The 18,864-nt window shown below is 60.9% G+C and carries 14 protein-coding genes and 1 tRNA gene; 12 read left to right on the forward strand and 3 right to left on the reverse strand.

Going from position 1 to position 18,864, the window contains the following annotated elements:
* Nucleotides 1–190: 190 nt before the first annotated feature.
* Entirely contained in the window at nucleotides 191–1,570 is a 1,380-nt protein-coding gene (locus QZ964_RS15965) for a HAMP domain-containing sensor histidine kinase (RefSeq protein WP_292532690.1), read from the reverse strand.
* On the reverse strand, nucleotides 1,567–2,244 hold the full coding sequence (locus QZ964_RS15970) for a response regulator transcription factor (RefSeq protein WP_292532692.1): 678 nt from the start codon (nucleotides 2,242–2,244) through the stop codon (nucleotides 1,567–1,569). Before QZ964_RS15970 ends, QZ964_RS15965 begins: the two co-directional genes overlap by 4 nt.
* A 237-nt stretch (nucleotides 2,245–2,481) precedes the next feature.
* Between QZ964_RS15970 and QZ964_RS15975 the strand changes: the two genes are divergently transcribed.
* The 9 genes from QZ964_RS15975 (at nucleotide 2,482) to QZ964_RS16015 (ending at nucleotide 14,339) form a co-directional block, all read left to right on the forward strand.
* On the forward strand, nucleotides 2,482–4,842 hold the full coding sequence (locus QZ964_RS15975) for a TonB-dependent siderophore receptor (RefSeq protein ID WP_292532694.1): 2,361 nt from the start codon (nucleotides 2,482–2,484) through the stop codon (nucleotides 4,840–4,842).
* Nucleotides 4,843–4,844: 2 nt separating this feature from the next.
* The gene (locus tag QZ964_RS15980) at nucleotides 4,845–6,101 is read left to right on the forward strand and encodes a PepSY domain-containing protein (protein WP_292532695.1); all 1,257 of its coding nucleotides are present in this window, start codon (nucleotides 4,845–4,847) and stop codon (nucleotides 6,099–6,101) included.
* Nucleotides 6,102–6,364: 263 nt separating this feature from the next.
* Nucleotides 6,365–6,487 carry a hypothetical protein gene (locus QZ964_RS15985; RefSeq protein WP_292532697.1) on the forward strand — a complete coding sequence of 41 codons (123 nt, stop codon included), beginning with the start codon at nucleotides 6,365–6,367 and terminating at the stop codon, nucleotides 6,485–6,487.
* Nucleotides 6,488–6,699: 212 nt separating this feature from the next.
* Complete coding sequence (locus tag QZ964_RS15990; protein WP_292532699.1) at nucleotides 6,700–6,903, forward strand: hypothetical protein; 204 nt, start codon at nucleotides 6,700–6,702, stop codon at nucleotides 6,901–6,903.
* A 2-nt stretch (nucleotides 6,904–6,905) separates the two neighbouring features.
* Nucleotides 6,906–8,099, forward strand: a complete 1,194-nt coding sequence (macA, locus tag QZ964_RS15995) for a macrolide transporter subunit MacA (protein WP_292532700.1) — start codon at nucleotides 6,906–6,908, stop codon at nucleotides 8,097–8,099.
* A complete protein-coding gene (locus QZ964_RS16000; RefSeq protein ID WP_292532702.1) occupies nucleotides 8,096–10,045 on the forward strand; it encodes a MacB family efflux pump subunit in 1,950 nt (649 codons plus the stop codon). The genes macA and QZ964_RS16000 overlap by 4 nt, the downstream gene beginning before the upstream one ends.
* On the forward strand, nucleotides 10,038–11,483 hold the full coding sequence (locus QZ964_RS16005) for an efflux transporter outer membrane subunit (RefSeq protein WP_292532703.1): 1,446 nt from the start codon (nucleotides 10,038–10,040) through the stop codon (nucleotides 11,481–11,483). Before QZ964_RS16000 ends, QZ964_RS16005 begins: the two co-directional genes overlap by 8 nt.
* Before the next feature lie 130 nt (nucleotides 11,484–11,613).
* A complete protein-coding gene (locus QZ964_RS16010; protein WP_292532705.1) occupies nucleotides 11,614–13,299 on the forward strand; it encodes an ABC transporter ATP-binding protein in 1,686 nt (561 codons plus the stop codon).
* 131 nt (nucleotides 13,300–13,430) lie between these two features.
* The gene (locus QZ964_RS16015) at nucleotides 13,431–14,339 is read left to right on the forward strand and encodes a LysR family transcriptional regulator (RefSeq protein ID WP_292532707.1); all 909 of its coding nucleotides are present in this window, start codon (nucleotides 13,431–13,433) and stop codon (nucleotides 14,337–14,339) included.
* A gap of 214 nt (nucleotides 14,340–14,553) precedes the next feature.
* Here QZ964_RS16015 and QZ964_RS16020 read toward each other — a convergent pair.
* Nucleotides 14,554–14,630 (reverse strand) — tRNA-Met (locus QZ964_RS16020).
* Between the two features lie 274 nt (nucleotides 14,631–14,904).
* On the opposite strand from QZ964_RS16020, the gene QZ964_RS16025 reads away from it, so the two are divergent.
* The 3 genes from QZ964_RS16025 to fba form a co-directional block, all read left to right on the forward strand.
* Nucleotides 14,905–15,780 carry a phosphoribulokinase gene (locus tag QZ964_RS16025; protein ID WP_292532708.1) on the forward strand — a complete coding sequence of 292 codons (876 nt, stop codon included), beginning with the start codon at nucleotides 14,905–14,907 and terminating at the stop codon, nucleotides 15,778–15,780.
* A gap of 11 nt (nucleotides 15,781–15,791) precedes the next feature.
* The gene (gene tkt / locus QZ964_RS16030; protein WP_292532711.1) at nucleotides 15,792–17,798 is read left to right on the forward strand and encodes a transketolase; all 2,007 of its coding nucleotides are present in this window, start codon (nucleotides 15,792–15,794) and stop codon (nucleotides 17,796–17,798) included.
* Nucleotides 17,799–17,816: 18 nt separating this feature from the next.
* On the forward strand, nucleotides 17,817–18,864 hold a 1,048-nt coding region (gene fba / locus QZ964_RS16035; RefSeq protein WP_292532710.1), incomplete at its 3' end, for a class II fructose-bisphosphate aldolase.

An 18,864-nucleotide genomic window follows, 5' to 3' on the forward strand; every position in this document is an offset into this window, starting at 1 on the left:
AACGGTGGTAGCGGTATCGTAGTAATATGGCGAGGAATGGCGTCGCAGCAAAATTCATTATATAGCTGTATTTAATACGAAAAGCCCGTAACTGGTAGCGGAGGTCCGTTACCGCCGATCCCCCCGAGTGAGTTCTTTGGCCTTTTCGATCGAGATGGCTTTTTCTGCCAAGCGAGCGACGCGCAGCTGACTATGCTGGCGGAAGCGAGACCTTGAATGTCGCCCCGCCGCCCGGGGTGGTTTCGATCGAGATCCGGCCCTTATGCAGCTCGACGATTTCTTTGACGATCGCCAACCCGAGCCCGGTTCCTGGCCCGGCGTCGCTTTTTCGCCAGAAGGGTTCGAAGATTAATTCCCGCTCGGCTTCCGACACGCCCGGGCCGTGGTCGACGACCTCCAGCGTCGCCTCTCGCGTCAGCCGAACGACGATCGTTCCGTTCTCAGGCTCGGCGTGCAGCGCGTTGTCGATGAGGTTGGCGACGACGCTTTCCAGCGCCCGGCGGTTGCCCTTCACGATGACCTGGGTCTGCGGCGCGCGGAAATCGATTTGTCGACCGCTTTTGATGGCTACGACCATATGATCGACGACTTGGCGTTCCGCAATCTCTATAAGATCGACTTCCTGCTCCGCTTCTTCCGGTAGCTCTCCAAGCCGACTCGCGACCAGCAATTGCTCGACGATGTTTCGGATGCGGCGTGCATCACGTTTGACGTCGATTTCAAAGGTCGGCTTTCTCGGGCTATCGATTCGCGCATTGAGTATCGCCACGGGCGTTCGCAACTCATGCGCGGCATTTGCGATAAAACGACGCTGTTGAGTGACGCCTAAATCGACCCGCGCCAGCGCGTCGTTCACGGCGTTGACCAGCGGAAGCACTTCGACCGGAACGTCATCGGTGGGGAGACGTTGATCCAAGGATGTCAGGTCTATTCCCTTCGCGGATGCGACAGCGCGCTGAAGCGGCTTCAGGCTGCTTCGCGCGACGAACAATGCAATTGCGAGGGTCATCAAGATGAGGGGCCACAAAGTCGTAAAGACGCGCATGGAGGCAAACGGCGTCATCATCGACCACATCATATCGATGTCGGCGACGTCGAACGCATAGCCATATGTTACAATAACGAATTCTCCGGCAGGAGTTTCGAGCTTGCGCATATTGCCCATGTGGTGCGCTCCGTGATCGCCGACGATCGCAAATTTCGTGACGTCAATCTGTATGTGATCGATGTGGCCTAAGCTCCTCACCAAATCCGCAGACGAACCGGGCAGCAAGCGTCGAGTGGCAGGGTCAAGGGCGGCATATTTGAAGGTCGGCGTTCGCGCGCCGTAGCGCTCCAGCGCGGCTGTTGGCGCGATCAATGCCGAACCATCCGTCGCCTGTACGATTGAGTTCGCAACTAATTGCCTCACATGCCGTTCAGCGTGTTTGTCGAGATCTGAACCGCCGGATACCAAACCAGCCGCCAAATCCATAAATATGATTCCTTCGAGGGTGATCAGCACCATTACAAATTGGACGACGACCAGCGAACCGGCGAGACGTTTTAGTAGCGACGGCTGTTTTCTCATGGCGTCTGTTCAGCAAAAAGATAGCCAATGCCGCGCGCGGCGTGTATGGCGATTCCCGCCTCAAGCTGATTGAGGCGTCTGCGCAAACGCGAGACGAGCACGTCCAGAGCATTGGGCAGCGTTTCCTCGTCAAGACCGTAAATCTCACCCATCAGAGTCTTTCGGGCGACGACTTGTCCGGCCCGGCGAAGCAGTGCTTCCAGCAAAGCGAGCTCCTTTCCGTGAAACAGAACCGGTCTGTTGCGAACACAAGCCGCGCGCGTCGCGAAATCGAACTCCAACGACCCTAGCTTGATCGGCGGGATCGTGGTCCCGCCCGGTCTTCTCAGGCAAGCACGAATTCTGGCGAGGAGTTCTTCGACATCGAACGGCTTGATCAAATAGTCGTCGGCGCCATTGTCGAGACCCGCGACCTTGTCTCTCGTCTTGTCGAGCGCGGTCAGCATAATCACGCGCAGGCCCGGTTGGGCGGCTCGAATTTCCGGCACCAAGCTCAGCCCGTCGCCGTCAGGCAAGCGTCGATCCAATAATACGAGATCATAAGACAAGTCCCGAAGGGCCTGCCGCGCATCTGCGAGATTGGACATGTGATCAACGACCAAGCCCGCATGGCGGATTTGATCGACGATCAAACCCGCCATCTCCGGCTCGTCTTCAACCAGCAAGATGGTCATGCGCCGACGCTCCCTTGGTCAACGTCGCAGTCGGCGTCGCGCGCCGGACCGGTGGAGACAAAGCATAATCAGTCGCGGTGTGTCTTCAAAGCAACAGCGACAAACAAAGCTCTGCTTGAGGCGTCTTGAAAGGACCATGTCAGAAATGGTGCGCTACCCCTTGAAATCGATGCGGGTTCGCGCCTGGGGCGCGCCAACGCCGATTCGATCGGCGTACGAGATATGGAGGCCAAGAGCATGCGCCGTCGTCACATTTTATACACGGCCAGCGTTGCCGCGCTGGCGTCAGTTTCTTCAGCGCTCGCGCAACAGTCGCTGCCGACGATCGACATTGGCGGCGTGAGGCATGGGAACGGCGACGTCCGGCGAGGCCCAGGCGCCGCAAGAACGAGCACAAATGCCGACAGCGACGGCGACGGCGCGGGCGATGGGCGTGGCGGGGCCGGCGCGCCCGTTCTGACGCCCCAGAACAGCTATGTCGTGCCGAACGCCTCCACGGCGACGAAGACCAACACGCCGATCATGAATACGCCGATAAATGTGCAAGTGATCACGCAGAAGGTTATGGAAGATCAGCAGGACATTACGCTCGCCCAGGCGCTGCGCAACGTCAGCGGCGTCTATGTTCCGACCGCCTCCCAGTATGGCGGTTTCGCCCGGACCGCCGGAGTCGTCATTCGCGGCTTTCAGACTCCGAACATATTCCGGGACGGATTTCGCATGGAAGGGCTCGGCAATGCCGATGTCGGTGGCGCGAGACAGCTCGCCAATGTGAGCAGCATCGAGGTGCTGAAGGGACCCGCCGCTGTCCTCTATGGGCTCTCTGAACCTGGCGGCATCGTCAATATTATGACGAAAGAGCCTCAAGCCACGCCTCACTATGCCATCAATCAGCAGATAGGGTCGCTTGCCCTTTATCGCACGGTCGCAAACGCCACCGGCCCCCTGACTGCGGATAAGTCGATCCTTTATCGTCTCGATACCTCTTATGAGAACAATGGCGCGCCTTATGGTTCGTTCATCGACTTAACCCACAGTCAAAACTTCTTCATCGCGCCCGTTGTCAAATGGAGTCCCAGCGAGTCGACATGGCTGAAGGTGGAGGCTGAATACAACAACGATCTGGCCTCCATGTACAGACCCGATAATCCGACGTTCCGGGGCGCTTTCGTGACGCGGCCGCGGAACGTCAACTATACAGAGAACTCCCCCATTCACTCGCCGTCGATCTTCGCCGCCCTGATTGGTTCGCATAAGTTCAATGACGATTTGTCGTTCAAGGCGCGCGTCGGCTACTTCCGCATCGATTACACCGCGACACAGACAACGCTGGCGGCCACGAGCGTCACCGGAGGCGCCAATCCGGCCGCAACCAGGTTCACTAACATTGTTTACGCGCCGCAGACGACGTTTTCAGCCAATCTCGACGTCGTCGGGCATTTCGATGTGCTCTTTGCGCGAAACACGGTGCTGCTCGGAAGCGATTACTACCGGACAAGCTTCGCGTCGACCCTTGTGACCGCTCCTTGGGGCTGGTCGAGAATCAGCTTGGCTTACCCAAGCCATCCAGGTGCGCCGATCACCCCCCCTGTGGGACAAGCCATTACCGGTTTCGGCCTGCAGGAGACGATCGGCGCCTATCTGCAGGACCAGATCGAGCTACCCTACAACATCCATGTGATGGCCGGATTTCGGTACCAGAAGATTATCCAGGAAAACAATACTCTGACCGCCGTCGCGCCGCCGGCGAGACTGAATCTTACCACTCCACGGCTGGAAAAGGACGCGGTTACACCTCGTTTCGGCCTGCTCTGGCGTCCCCAGGAATGGGTAAGCGTCTATGGCAATTATACCGAAGGATTCGCGTCAAACGGCGTTTCGCAAGTTTATCCTGGCGATCTCGTGCCGCCTTCGAACGCCAAAAGCTGGGAGGCCGGAATCAAGTTCGAATTCTTCGGCGGAAAGTTGCGCGCCACGGCGGACTATTACGAACTGACCAAGACGAATGTTCCGATCACGGATAACAACCCGGCTCATGTTTGCGGGCTCGGCTCTTGCGTCCTCATAGGCGGCGAGGCGCGGAGCAAAGGACCTGAACTGGATATTCAGGGAGAGGTGCTGCCCGGTTGGAACCTGATCGTCACATACACGAACCAGGATGTCCGAGTCACCAAAGGCACCTCGATCGGCTTTGGACAGGGCGGCACAGAACCCGGCCAGCGCTTTCCCAATGTGCCGCGGAACCTCGCGAGCCTCTGGAGCACATATGAATTTCAGGACGAGTTGTTCAAAGGGCTGAAGGTCGGCGCCGGTTACACCTATCACGGCTCGCAGCCGATCCAAAATTCAATGGCCGCCCGCTTCGGAACCCCGCCACTCCTCGCGTCCTGGGGAACGGTCGATCTGATGTCCGCCTACACATTCAGTCTGGACGGCCTGAAAACGACGGCGCAGCTCAATGTGACCAATCTCTTCGATCGCACCTATTACACCGATGGCGCGATAAGCGCGAACCCGACGAACGGCTTCAACATCGCCGGCCGCCTCAGCTATGGCGCGCCTTTCGCGGCCCTCGGTTCGCTGCGCGTGGAATTCTAGCGATGGCGCGCTGTCTCTTTGTCTGGTTGCATCGCTGGGTGGGGCTGCTGCTGGCGGCGTTCCTCGTCGTCATCGGCCTTACCGGCAGCCTGCTCGCTTTCAACGTCGAGTTGCAGCGCGTTTTTGCGCCGCAGCTCTTCGCAACGCCGCGGCCGGGCGTTGCGCAGCTCGACCTCGTGACGTTGATGGAGCGCGCCGCGCCGCTCATCCCGCATGCGCGCGTCCGCGGGGCGACGCAATTCGAGTCTGATCAGGCCGCGATCGCATTCCAGCCGGAAACCGATCCCGCGACTGGAAAGCCCTACCGGCTCGGCTTCACCGACTTCTTCATCGATCCCTGGACCGGCGCCGAGCTCGGACGGCGCAACAACGCTGACCTTTCGGAAGGGCTCGTCAATGTCATGCCCTTCGTCTTCCAGCTGCACTCGAAGCTGCTGATCAAAGGCGGCGGCAAACTTTTCCTTGGGATACTCGCAATCATTTGGACGCTCGACTGCTTCGTAGGATTCTATCTCACTCTGCCGGTTGCATCCTCGGCTTTCTGGCGAAAATGGAGAGTGGCCTGGGGGATCAAACGGCGCGCTGGCGCGTATCGGCTGAACTTCGATCTGCATCGCGCGGGCGGCCTATGGCTGTGGCCCATGCTGCTCGTCTTCGCCTGGTCGGGCGTGATGTTCAACCTGCGGCCCGCCTATGATTGGGCGATGGGAAAACTGATGGATCACGGCTCGGTCATCGATGAACTCAAGGACATCATGCATCGGCCGGCAAATCCTGCACCCGCACTCGGCTGGCGCAGGGCGCTCGAGGTCGGCGAACGTCTAATGACCGAGCAGGCGGCGCAACGCGGTCTCACGGCCGAGCCGCCGGCCCTATTCTCTTATCAGGAGCGAGGCGGCCTCTATGTCTATGGGGCGCGCACCAGCCTCCACTTTCCCGACGGCTCCCACACCAAGCCGGCGCTTCTGATGTTCGACGGCGACACCGGCGCGCTGATCAAATTCATGTCGCCGGCGCCCGAGCGCTTTGGCGATCTTTTCGACGGCTGGCTCCCGGCGTTGCACATGGCGCATGTATTCGGCCTGCCCTACAAAATATTCGTTAGCGCTTTTGGCCTCGCCCTCGCCATGTTGTCTGCGACGGGCGTCTATATCTGGTGGAAAAAGCGGAAGGCGCGCCGCTTTCGCGGTTCTCGCGCAAGAGACGCAGAACTCGGGTTAGAGACGGCGATGTGCGAATGCACGGCGCCGCACAAATAGCGACATCGAAACCCTGGACGACGTGACCTAGGAGTTCGCCGCATGCTTCGCGCAATCCAAATAAATTTGATCGCGGCGGTCATTCTCGGAGCGGCTTCGACGTTGGCGATGGAAGGCGAAGATTCCGCCTGCGAGCGCAAATGCAAGGCGCAGAATAGAGAGTGCTGGAACGAGATGAAGGCGCTTTGTTCGCCTGACGATCGCGCATGCGTCATGAAGCTAGTCGCGGCGAGGGATGCGCGGCTGATGGCGGTTGCAGCCCGATGCAAGAGTCAAAGGGATCGCTGCAGAGAATCGTGCTGACGACCAAACACGAAGCAATCGACGAGACGTCGGTACAACGTCGCGTTGCGCTCAGCATATGTCTGCTGGAGATCAAGGTGTGACTCGCGCATGTCGTTAGCTGGAGACGCTGGTTATGCCGCATACGGCCATACATATCGATGTCAATCCTGACGGCGCTTCAAACGCGCTCGAAGATCGTAGGCTATTGCAAAGACTACGACGATGTCTGCCTCTCGGCGCGCATCCGAGCGAGCGTTTACGCAAAACGATCGTCAGCTCAATGCGTGGAGTAAGCCAGACCTGCAGATGCAAAGTGATCAACGTGTTCGACGCCGGCCAGCGTGGCGGCATCATGTGCCAATTCGAAGTCGGCGATTCGGAGCGCTTGCTGATGGTCGCGCCGATCACGGAGATTTCCTTTGGACGAAGACATCCGCTCTCGCGTGAGATCGCGGAATATCGCCGCCGCTCGGAACGAGAGCGGACGTTGCATCTTCGTCGTGGCGTCGAATCATAGCGATGCGTGCGTTTCCGGGTTTGTTCGATCTCCACAGCCGCCGCGTCCGCGTCGCGCTGCTTGTTGTCGGGGCGATTGCGGCGCTTCTCTTGGTGCGATGGCTGGCGACGCCGGCGCCGGTTGAATATCTCACGGAGAAAGCTCGGCGTCTCGACCTCGAGACGACGGTGCTTGCAACAGGGACGCTGCAGGCGATCGATCAGGTCGATGTCGGCACGCGGGTGACCGGGCAGCTGAAGACTCTGAATGTGAAGCTTGGCGATCACGTCCATGCCGGCGATCTACTCGCCATCATCGACCCGCGGCTGCCCGAAAACGATCTTCGCGTGGAACAAGCCAATCTCGCGCGGCTGGAGGCCGACCGCCGTGCGGCGGTCGCCCGGCAGAAGAAGAAGAAGCTCGAGTTCGATCGTCAAAAGGAAATGATGAGAGGGGACGCTACGACCAAGCGCGAGCTGCAATCGGCCGAGCAGGACTTACTCGTCGAGGAAGCGACAATCGCTTCGATCGACGCCCAAATCGCGCAAGCGCATGCGAAAATCGAGAACGCGGCCACAAATCTCGCCTATACGAAAATCGTAGCCCCGATCGACGGCGACGTCATCGCAATATTGGTTCGGGTCGGCCAGACCGTCGTCGCGACGCAAATTGTTCCTGTCATCCTCAAGCTCGCAAATCTCGACACGATGACGGTCAAGACTCAAATCTCGGAAGGCGACGTGACGCACGTGCGGGTCGGCCAGGCCGCGTCCTTCACGATTTTGAGCGAACCGGATCGCAAGTTTGTGGGCGTGCTCCGCGCGGTCGAACCCGCGCCACAGAGCCTCTCCGAGCCCTCATCGCCTCTCGCCAACGCGTCGGCGTCGAGCGCCGCGAGCGCCTCGAACGCCGTGTTCTATAACGCGCTGTTTGAGGTTCCAAATCCCAGTCACTTTCTGCGCATCGGCATGACGGCGCAGGTGTCGATCAGACTCGGCGACGCTCGTAAAGTCCTTGCGATTCCCGTCGCTGCGTTAGGAGAGAGGATCGGAGACGGCCGATTTATCGTGCGCGTCGCCGCCTCCTCGGGGAGGATCGAGGCGCGCCGTGTTCGGACGGGAGCCAATAATCATTTCCAGGTGGAGGTCCTCGACGGATTGTCGGAAGGCGAATCTGTCGTGGTCGGAGAACAAGTCGCTACGCAGGGCGGTCGATGAGCGACAACTCTCTCTTACAATTGCGCGGCGTATCGCGACGCTATGTCGTTGGCGGGCAGCAGGTTCACGCGCTGCGCGACATCGATCTCAACATTCGGTCCGGCGAGATGATCGCGCTCGTCGGCGCGTCCGGTTCGGGAAAATCGACGCTGATGAATATTCTGGGCTGCCTCGACCGACCGAGCGCCGGCGTATATCGCGTGGACGGACGCGATACCTCGAAGCTCGATCCCGACGAGACCGCCGCCTTGCGCTGCGCCTATTTCGGCTTCGTCTTCCAGCGCTATCATTTGCTGTCGCAGCTGACCGCGAGGGACAATGTCGAGATTCCTGCGGTATACGCCGGCACAAGCGCCGCCGAACGCTACGCGCGCGCGACGGAGCTGCTAACGCGTCTCGGCCTCGGCGAGAGGCTCGATCATCTGCCGAACGAACTGTCCGGCGGCCAGCAGCAGCGCGTCAGCATCGCGCGCGCGCTGATGAACGGCGGCGCTGTCATTCTCGCGGATGAGCCGACCGGCGCGCTCGACAGCGCGACCGGCGAGGAGATGATGAAACTATTGCTCGAGCTCAATGCTCAGGGGCATACGCTGATCATCGCGACGCACGACCATCGAGTCGCGAGCCATGCGAAGCGAATCATCGAAATGGCGGACGGCATCATCGTCAGCGACCGCGCTTTCGGACATGAGGCCGAGCAGGCGTCGTCGAAACCATCGATCGCGACGATCCGGTCCTCGCCATTGACCCGCTATGGCGAGGCGGCGCGCATGGCGTTCCTGGCGTTGCGGGCGCATCGGCTGCGGACAGCCTTGACCGCGCTCGGCGTCATCATCGGCGTCTTCGCCGTCATCATGACCGTGGCCCTCGGCGAAAGCGCACAGTATGCCTTGAAGCAGTCTCTTAGAGCGCTGAGCACGAAATCGTTCGAAATCGAACCCGGACGGGAGATTGGCGACCCGCGCGCCGAGCGCGTGCAAACATTGACCATTCAAGACGTCGACGCTCTTCGCGGTCAATATTATGTCCGCAGCGCCAGTCCGACGCAGATGACGTCGTCCTTGCTGCGATATGGGTCGGCGAGCGGACTCGCGACGATCTGGGGCGTCGGCGAGAGCTATTTCGACGCCAAATCACTCGCCATCGTCAGAGGCGTCGCGTTCAGTGCAGAAGACGAGAGGCGACAGGCGCAGGTTGCAGTCATCGACGAGAATGTGGAGCGACGGTTTTTCGGCTCCGAAAATCCGCTGGGCAAGACGATCTTTATCGGAAATCTTCCGTGCGTAATCATCGGCGTGGTCGGGCACCTTAAGGGGCGGCTCGAACAAAAGAGCGATAACTCGCTCAACGTCTGGGCGCCGTTCTCGGTCGTTTCGACGAGGCTCACCGGCCGCCGCAATCTCAAGAACATCTTCCTGAGGTTGCACGCCGATCAATCGATGGCGACCGCTGAGAGCGCAATGACGCAGTTGCTGCTGGAGAGGCATCGGACAAAAGACTTCGTCATTTGGAACTTGGACGAAGCGCGCAAGACGACCGAAAATGTCGTCCTACTCATGTCGCTCGTCTTCGCCGCGATCGGCGCGATCTCGCTCGTCGTCGGCGGCGTCGGCGTCATGAATATCATGCTGGTTTCGGCGGCCGAACGCGCCAGGGAGATCGGTATACGCATCGCCGTCGGCGCGCGGCGCTCCGATATTCGCGATCAGTTTCTCACCGAAGCCGTCGCCGCCTGCCTGCTCGGCGCCGCCGGCGGCGTCACACTTTCTGTCGCCATCGGCTTCATCATCGCATGGCTGTCGCCCGAGCAATTCGAATTCGTGCTGTCCATACGCGCCATCGTCGTCGCCGTCGCCTGCGCGGCATTGACCGGCGTCGTCGCCGGCTATGCGCCGGCGCGCAGTGCGGCGCAGCTCAATCCCGTGGAGGCGCTCGCCCGTGACTAGCGTTCCGGCAGGGGTTCTGTCGTGGTCGCGTCGACCGAGGCGGCGCTGCGCGGTCGCGCTGCTATGTTGCGCGCTCTCCTCCTGCGCCGTCGGCCCGGATTACGTCACGCCGCCGCCTCCCGACACGGCGCGCTTCACCAAAGAGCCGCCCGCGTCGCCGGGAAACGGCCAGACATTCGTGGAGGAGGGAGTCTCGCCGCGCTGGTGGGAGGCGTTCGGCTCGCCGGGTCTGAACGCGCTTGTCGACGAGGCGCTCGCCAATAGTCCCACGCTCGAGGCGGCGGAGGCGGCGATACGCGCCGCCACTTACGCCGCTTACGTTCAAGAGGGCGCGCTCTTGCCGCAGATCGACGCCATATCCTTAGACAACCGAACGTTGGGTTCGCTTCTTACAAGGGGAGATCCCGCCACTCAGATCCCCGTCAATTTCCACTCCAAGCAACTTGCGATATCTTTGACTCCCGATATCTGGGGCGGCATACGCCGCTCGGTCGAATCGCTTGAGGCGCAAGCCGACCGCCGGCGGTTCGAATATGACGCCGCGCGGCTCACGCTCATCGCCAATCTTATCCAGGCGGCGGCGCAGGAGGCTTCGTTCCGCGGCCAGATCGCCGCCACGAAGAAAATCATCGATCTCGAACAGCAATATCTCCTGTTGATCGAACGCCAATACGCCGCCGGCGCCGCATCTGGAACCGACATTTCCGCGCAGAACGCCGCGCTGGCGCAAATTCGTCAGAACCTCCCTTTTCTCGAAAAGCAACTCGCCTTCCAGCGCAACCGCCTTACCGCGCTCGTCGGCCGCAACTCTTCCGATGAAGTCGGTGAGATTTTCGATCTCGCCGGCTTGACTCTTCCAAAGAACATGCCCTTGCGCCTTCCTGCGGAAGTTGTCGCAAAGCGGCCGGACATAAGGATGGCGGCAGCGGATGTGCATTCGGCCAGCGCACAAATCGGCGTGGCCGTCGCGGCGCGGCTGCCTAATCTGACGCTAACGGCGAATGTTGGGACGAGCGCGCTTAAATATGCCGAGCTGTTCACCCCGGGCACCGGCTTTTACTACCAAGGCGCCGCTCTCGCACAGCCGATCTTTCACGGCATGGCTTTGTATCATCAGCAGCGGGAGGCGGAGGCGCAACTCGACGCGGCCAAGGGAAGATACCGCTCGACGGTGGTCAACGCGCTCGAAAATGTCGCCGATAGTCTGCGGGCGCTGCAGTTCGACGCCAAATCGGTCGCCGCGGCGCGCGCGGCGGAGGCCGCGTCAAAGCGGTTTTATGAGCAAACGCGCATGCAGAAGGGCGCCGGCGGCGCGTCGCAGCTCGCCGTTCTGATCGCGCAGCAATCCTACCAGCGCGCTTTGCTGACGCGCGTCCAATCGGAAGCTGAGAGAATCTCCGACGCCGCCGGCTTCTTCATGGCGATCGGCGGCGGGTAGATTCATTTGCAAGTGCGGCCTCACCAACTATCGTCGTCAGTAATCGAAAGAACTTGGGTTCAGCGCGGAAGAATCTGTCGAATGGTCTTCAGCGAAGAAAGGCCTCTTTATCGCGCCATGGAAAATAGGGATGGACGCTATGAGTGTTGAATGGGTCGACGCTCTGAAGCCGATATCGGCGATCCTCTCCGACTATTGGCGTTCGTCGCGATGGACTCTGGCCTCGGTTGCCTTCATCGTCGCGCTCTCATCACTCACATCCGTCGCTGCGCCCTATGTCTTTTCCCAGCTGATTGATCGCCTGCCTTCGGCGAGGGATTACGAATCATTGTTACTTGTGTCCTTCATTTACGCGGGTCTGCTGGGCGTGGCGACTATCCTGCGTCATGCGGTCCGGTACCTAACATTTCTCACGAGCGAGAACCTGAATTTCGTTTCCGGCGTCGCCTTCTTTGAACGAATCTTGAAGAAGACGACGAATTTTTTCGTCGATCACAACTCCGCGGAAATTCAGAGCGCTCAGTCGCGAGGGCAAGCGGCTCTCAACGCCTTCGTACAATTGGCGCTGGCGAGCATCATTCCGAACCTCGTCCAAATAGGGCTCACGATTGCTGCGGTCGGTGCCGTGATCAACGCCGAGATTGCCACGATCGTGTTCGTCTATGGAGCAGCCTTCATCGCTTTCACATATTTCGCAAACCGCTGGACCAGCCAACACTTAAACGAAGCGATCGGATCGGTACAGGAAAACGCCAAGTTCGTCGGCAACGCCATGCATGCGATGGAGACGCTGCGTCTTTTCGAATCCGATCAATGGCTCAAGATTCGCTTTTCGCAACAGTCCGGCGACGTTCGAGACAACTGGCGCCGGTTTAGCCTCAAACGCATTGGCTACGCCAGCTTCTACGGCATAGCGCTCGCGATTCAATTCGCGCTCACCTTTGCGCTGCTGCTGCCTCAATATCGAGAAGGAAAGCTCACCATTGGCGATGTCGTTCTGTTCAACACCCTTCTGTTGCAACTCAATCAGCCCTTCGAAATGGTCGGCCAAGCAATCGACAATCTGATCCGGTCCTATTCGCAGTTTCTTCCCTTCGCGAGAATGTGGCTCGCTCCGGAGGAAGTTGACGCGGTCGAGACTGAGCCGCTGATCGTCCCAAATGGACGGATCTCCTTCGAGGGGGTGAGCTACGCCTATGCAAATGGACGCGGCGTAAAAAACGTCACTTTTTACGCCGAGAGAGGCCGTTTGACCTTCTTGACCGGACAAACCGGGTCTGGAAAATCCACAATATTTCGGCTCTTGCTCAAGTCGCTCACGCCCGCGGAGGGACGCATCCTGATTGATGGGATCGATTTGAATGAGGTATCGCGCAACAGTTGGCTTTCCAAGATTGGCGTCGTTCCCCAAGACATTTTGCTACTGAACGAGTCCCTGAAGACCAATTTTGTATTGGGACGGTCGCTAGATGAGACGCGACTGCGCAATGCCGCTCGAAAAGCCGCGATTCTCGATTTCATCGAGGCGCTTCCCGAAGGCTTCGACACGGTGGTCGGCGAAAGAGGGCTTAAGCTTTCGGGCGGCGAACGCCAGCGCATCGCCATCGCGCGAGCGCTCTATTCGGAACCGCAGTTTCTCTTCCTCGACGAGGCTTCCTCCGCGCTCGACAACGCGACTGAGCGAGAGATCATGTCGCAAGTCCGACGGATCGCCAATGAGGTGACCGTTCTCGCGATCACCCATCGAAAGACGGTCATCGCCGAGGACGATTGCGTCATCTTTTTGCAAAACGGCTTGACAGCCTCGGCGCAATAGCGAGGACGCCTCAGATTGAAGTTCAAAATCTGACCATTTCGCAAGCGCGCCAAAGTCACTTCGATTAACGAGCTTGTTACTAAGGAGATATCGTCATAGTCGATCATATTTCGATATCCCAGGCGTTAATCGTGGCCGATCATGCGAGCTTCAGCCGGGCGGCCAAGATTCTCGGCGTGCGACAGTCCGCTGTTGGCCGTCGCGTTCGGGCGCTCGAGGACGATCTCGGCGTGTCGTTGTTCGAGCGTCAGTCGAATGGCGCGCGCCCGACGATAGCTGGGCAGCACTTCTTCGAACGCACGCGCGCCGCACTCGCGGAAATCGACCACGCGATAAAGAACGCAGCTGCGGCTGGGCGCGGCTCGCAGGGGATGATTCGTGTTGGAGTTCCATCGTCCGATTATTCTGATTTTCTTTGCGATCTCCTAAGCCCGTTTCGGGACGCGCAGCCGGACGTCTGCTTCGACTATTTCGAATGGCCATCGTGGAAGTTGATCGCCGGAGTCATGGATCGACGGCTCGACGTCGCTTTCGCTGTAAGCGGAACTCCCGCGCCGGGCTGCGACTCCGAGACGTTGTGGAGCGCCAGTCTTTGCGTTGCATTTTCCGCCAGCCACCCTCTTTCGGGCTGTGACGCCATCGAATGGGGGGTCTTGAAGGATGAACACTTCATATTTGGCCGTGAAGCGACGGCTGCGGGGTTAGCCGATTATGCCGCGGAGAGGATCACGAAGTTTGGAAAGGGCCTATCGCTGACGACATTCGATATTTCTCAAGGCTTGGTCATGCGACTCGTCGCACGAAACTTCGGCCTCAGCCTTGTGAGCAGCTTCCCGAACGAGTTCTCGGAACCTGGCGTCATTTTTCGTCCGCTCTCGAGCGATGACAGGCGCGTTTCATATTGCGCGATCTGGCTTCCCGGCAACGACAATCCGGCCTTGCGCCGGTTTCTCAGTCTCGCGCGCGCGCGGGCGTCGACGCCCAGTGCGCCTATCTCGGCCTGTCCATCGCCCGTTGCCAGGCCGAAGCCCAACGCCTAGCAAACGCCGTCGCGTTCTTCACGGCGATCGGAGGCGGGGTAGGTTTAATTGCGCAACATATCGTGTCAGGAACTCTCGCTCGATCACTCAACCCAAATGCGCGACGCCATGCGACCTTGCGCGAATCTGGTAGCGGGTTCGTAGGGCCGCGGCGGATCATGGAGGAGTAGGAAATTGCGATAATAGATTGAATTATATACACAAAATCCGCAACTGGTAGCGGAGGAGGGACTCGAACCCCCGACACAAGGATTATGATTCCTCTGCTCTAGCCGACTGAGCTACTCCGCCCCGAGCCGCCTGCGCGGTCTGGAAGAATTTGCGATATAGGTTGCCGTCCCGGCGCAAGTCAAGACGGTGCGCGAAGCCGGCGGCGCGCGAAGCGACGCCCCTGTCGCGCGGGCGGCAAAAAATCGGCGGCGGCCTCGCTGGCGGGGCAAATCGGCGAGCGCAGGCGCCTTTCCTTTGCGCCTCCGCCATGCGAGAAGCCGGCTGAGCCCCGCCGTTTCGCGGCCGACGCCGCAGGCCGCGCGTTCGCTTGGCTGAAGCTTTCCGGTTAGCGCCAATGTCGGTCAGACATCCGATCATCTCCATCACCGGCTCGTCAGGCGCCGGCACGAGTTCGGTCAAGGCGACGTTCGAGCAGATTTTCCGCCGCGAGCGCATCGAGGTCGCCTATGTCGAAGGCGACAGCTTCCATCGCTATAATCGCGAGGAAATGAAAACGGCGATGTTCGAGGCCCAGGTCAAGGGCAATCATCATTTCAGCCATTTCGGCCCCGGCGCCAATCTGCTTGCTGAACTCGAAACGCTGTTTCGCGAATATGGCGAGACCGGCTCCGGCCGCTATCGCCATTACGCCCATGACGAGAACGAGGCGGCGGTCCTCGGCGTCGCGCCGGGAACCTTCACCGATTGGCACGAATTGCCGCCCAATACCGACGTGCTCTTTTACGAAGGGCTGCACGGCGCCGTGGTGACGGACGAGGTCAATGTCGCGCGCTACGCCGATCTCAAGATCGGCGTGGTTCCGGTCATCAATCTCGAATGGACGCAGAAGCTGCACCGCGACCGGCATTCGCGCGGCTATACGACCGAGGCCGTCACCGAGACGATCCTGCGGCGGATGCATGATTACGTGCATTATATCTGTCCGCAATTCTCCGAGACGGATATCAATTTCCAGCGCGCGGCGACGGTCGACACGTCCAATCCCTTCGTCGCCCGTTCGATTCCGACGCCCGACGAATCGATCGTGGTCATTCGTTTTCGCGATCCGCGAGGGGTGGATTTCCCCTATCTTGTGTCGATGATCGCGGGAAGCTGGATGTCGCGCGCAAATTCCATTGTAATACCTGGCAATAAGCTCGATCTCGCGATGCAGCTGATCCTCACGCCGAGGATTCTCGAACTGGTCAGACGCAGGAAAGGCGTGACGTGAACGACACTATACTGACAGCGGCCAAGCAAACGTCGGCGGCGGCGGGCGCAAAGACCGATCCGCGGCGCGACGCCAACGCCATTCGCGTCTTGGCGATGGATGCGGTCGAAAAGGCGAAATCCGGCCATCCCGGCATGCCGATGGGCATGGCCGACGTCGCGACCGTGCTGTTCCAGCGTTTCATGAAATTCGACGCCAGCCGGCCGGACTGGCCGGACCGCGACCGTTTCGTGCTCTCCGCCGGCCATGGCTCGATGCTGCTTTACGCGCTGCTCTATCTGCTTGGCTATCCGGGAATGGGCCGCGAGGAGCTGGAGAATTTCCGCCAGCTCGGTTCGCCGACGGCGGGCCACCCCGAATATGGCCACGCCGCCGGCATCGAGACGACGACCGGGCCGCTCGGCCAGGGGCTCGCGACGGCGGTCGGCATGGCGATCGCCGAACGTCTCGCGGCGGCGCGTTTCGGCGACGATCTCGTCGACCATTTCACCTATGTTCTGGCGGGCGACGGCTGCCTGATGGAAGGCGTCAGCCATGAGGCGATCGACCTCGCCGGACATTTGAAGCTCTCAAAGCTCATCCTGTTCTGGGACGATAATTCGATCTCGATCGACGGGCCGACGAGCCTTGCGACCTCGATGGACCAGATGGCGCGCTTCGCCGCCGCCGGCTGGCATGTCGCCCCTGTCGACGGCCACGACCCCGAGGCGGTCGCGAAAGCGATCGCCGCCGCGCAGGCCGATCCGCGGCCCTCGCTCATCGGCTGCCGCACGCTGATCGGCTATGGCGCACCGACCAAGCAGGGCAAGGAAAGCTGCCATGGTTCGCCGCTCGGCGCGGCGGAGATCGACGCCGCGCGTGAAGCGCTCGTCTGGCCGCATGCGCCTTTCGAACTGCCGGGCGACGTTCTGGAAAATTGGCGCGCCGCGGGACGCCTCGGCGCCAAGGCGCGCGAAGCCTGGGAGGCGCGACGCGCCGCTTCGCCCAAAGGCGCCGCATTCGACGCCTTCATGAAAAGCGACGTCGCGGCGCAGGTGGCGAAGCCCCTCGCCGAATTCCGCGCGACGCTTGCCGCCGAGAAGCCGAAACTCGCCACGCGCAAATCCTCGGAAATGGCGCTCGGCGTCATCAACGCCGCGACTGTAGCGACGATCGGCGGCTCGGCGGACCTCACGCATTCCAATTTCACCATCACCAAGGGCATGGGCGAGGTCTCGCCGGACGATTTTTCCGGGCGCTACATCCATTACGGCGTGCGCGAATTCGGCATGGCGGCGGCGATGAACGGCATCGCGCTCCATGGCGGATTCGTTCCCTACGGCGGCACCTTCCTGGTCTTCTCCGATTACGCGCGCGGCGCGATCCGCCTCTCGGCGCTGATGGGCCTGCGCGTCATCTATGTGCTCACCCATGATTCGATCGGTCTTGGCGAAGACGGGCCGACCCATCAGCCGGTCGAACATCTGGCGGCGCTGCGGGCCATGCCGAATCTCCACGTCTTCCGCCCCGCCGACGCGATCGAGACCGCCGAATGCTGGGAGCTGGCGCTCGCCAGCCGCCACACGCCCTCGGTCTTGAGCCTGTCGCGGCAGAATCTGCCGACCCTCGAGCGGCCGGTCGCCGAAAATCTTTCCGCGAAAGGCGCCTATGTGCTGCGCGAGGCTGACGGCGCGCGCGACGTCACCCTGCTCGCCACGGGCTCCGAGGTTGAAATCGCGCTGGCGGCGGCCGACATTCTAGGCGCGGAAGGACTGAAGGCCGCCGTGGTCTCCATGCCGTGCTGGGAGTTCTTCGAGGCTCAGTCCGAGGCCTATCGCGCTGAGGTGCTCGGCGGCGCCCCGCGCGTCGCGGTCGAGGCCGCGGTTCGGCTCGGCTGGGACCGCTGGATCGGCGAGCGTAGCGCCTTCATCGGCATGAGTGGCTTTGGCGCGAGCGGGCCGGCGGGCCAGCTGTATAAGCATTTTGGCGTTACGGCCGAGGCAGTGGCTGACGCGGCCCGGACGCTAGTTAACACGTAAGAGACAGCGGAGGCGACAATGGCTCTGATCACCCTGCGGCAACTGCTCGATCACGCCGCCGAGCACGACTACGGCGTTCCGGCGTTCAATATCAACAATATGGAGCAGGGGCTCGCGGTGATGGAGGCGGCGGCGGCGGTCGACGCGCCGGTCATCATCCAGGCCTCGCGCGGCGCGCGCGCCTACGCCAATGACGTGATGCTCGCCAAGATGATCGAGGCGCTCGCCGCGATCTGGCCGGACATTCCACTCGTCATGCATCTCGACCACGGCAACGCCGAAGCGACCTGCGCCACCGCCATCCGCTTCGGCTTCACCTCGGTGATGATGGACGGCTCGCTCAAGGCCGACGGCAAGACCCCCGCCGATTACGATTACAATGTGCGCGTCACCCGCAGCGTCGTCGACATGGCGCATTGGGTCGGCGCCTCGGTCGAAGGCGAACTCGGCGTGCTCGGGTCGCTCGAAAGCGGCATGGGCGAGAAGGAAGACGGCCATGGCGCCGAGGGCAAGCTTTCGCACGACCAGCTTCTGACCGATCCGGCCCAGGCCGAGGATTTCGTCGCCCGCACCAAGGTCGACGCGCTGGCGATCGCGATGGGCACGTCGCATGGCGCCTATAAATTCTCGCGCAAGCCGGACGGCGCGATCCTGGCGATGAAGGTCGTCGAGGAAATCCATCGCCGCCTGCCGAGCACGCATCTCGTCATGCATGGGTCGTCGTCGGTGCCGCAGGATCTGCAGGACGCCTTCAACGCCGCCGGCGGCGAGATGCCGCAGACCTGGGGCGTGCCGGTCGCCGAGATTCAGCGCGGCATCAAATATGGCGTGCGCAAGATCAACATCGACACCGACAACCGCATCGCCATGACCGCGGCGATCCGTGGCGTTCTCGGCAAGAACAAGGGCGAGTTCGATCCGCGCAAATATCTGAAGCCCGCGATGGAGGCGATGCGCGCCGTCTGCAAGCAGCGCTACGAGGAATTCGGCACGGCGGGGCAAGCGTCGAAAATCAAGCCGATCCCGCTCTCCGAAATGGCCAAGCGCTACGCCAGCGGCGCGCTCG

This window comes from Methylocystis sp. (genome assembly GCF_021731785.1).
Lineage (GTDB): Bacteria > Pseudomonadota > Alphaproteobacteria > Rhizobiales > Beijerinckiaceae > Methylocystis.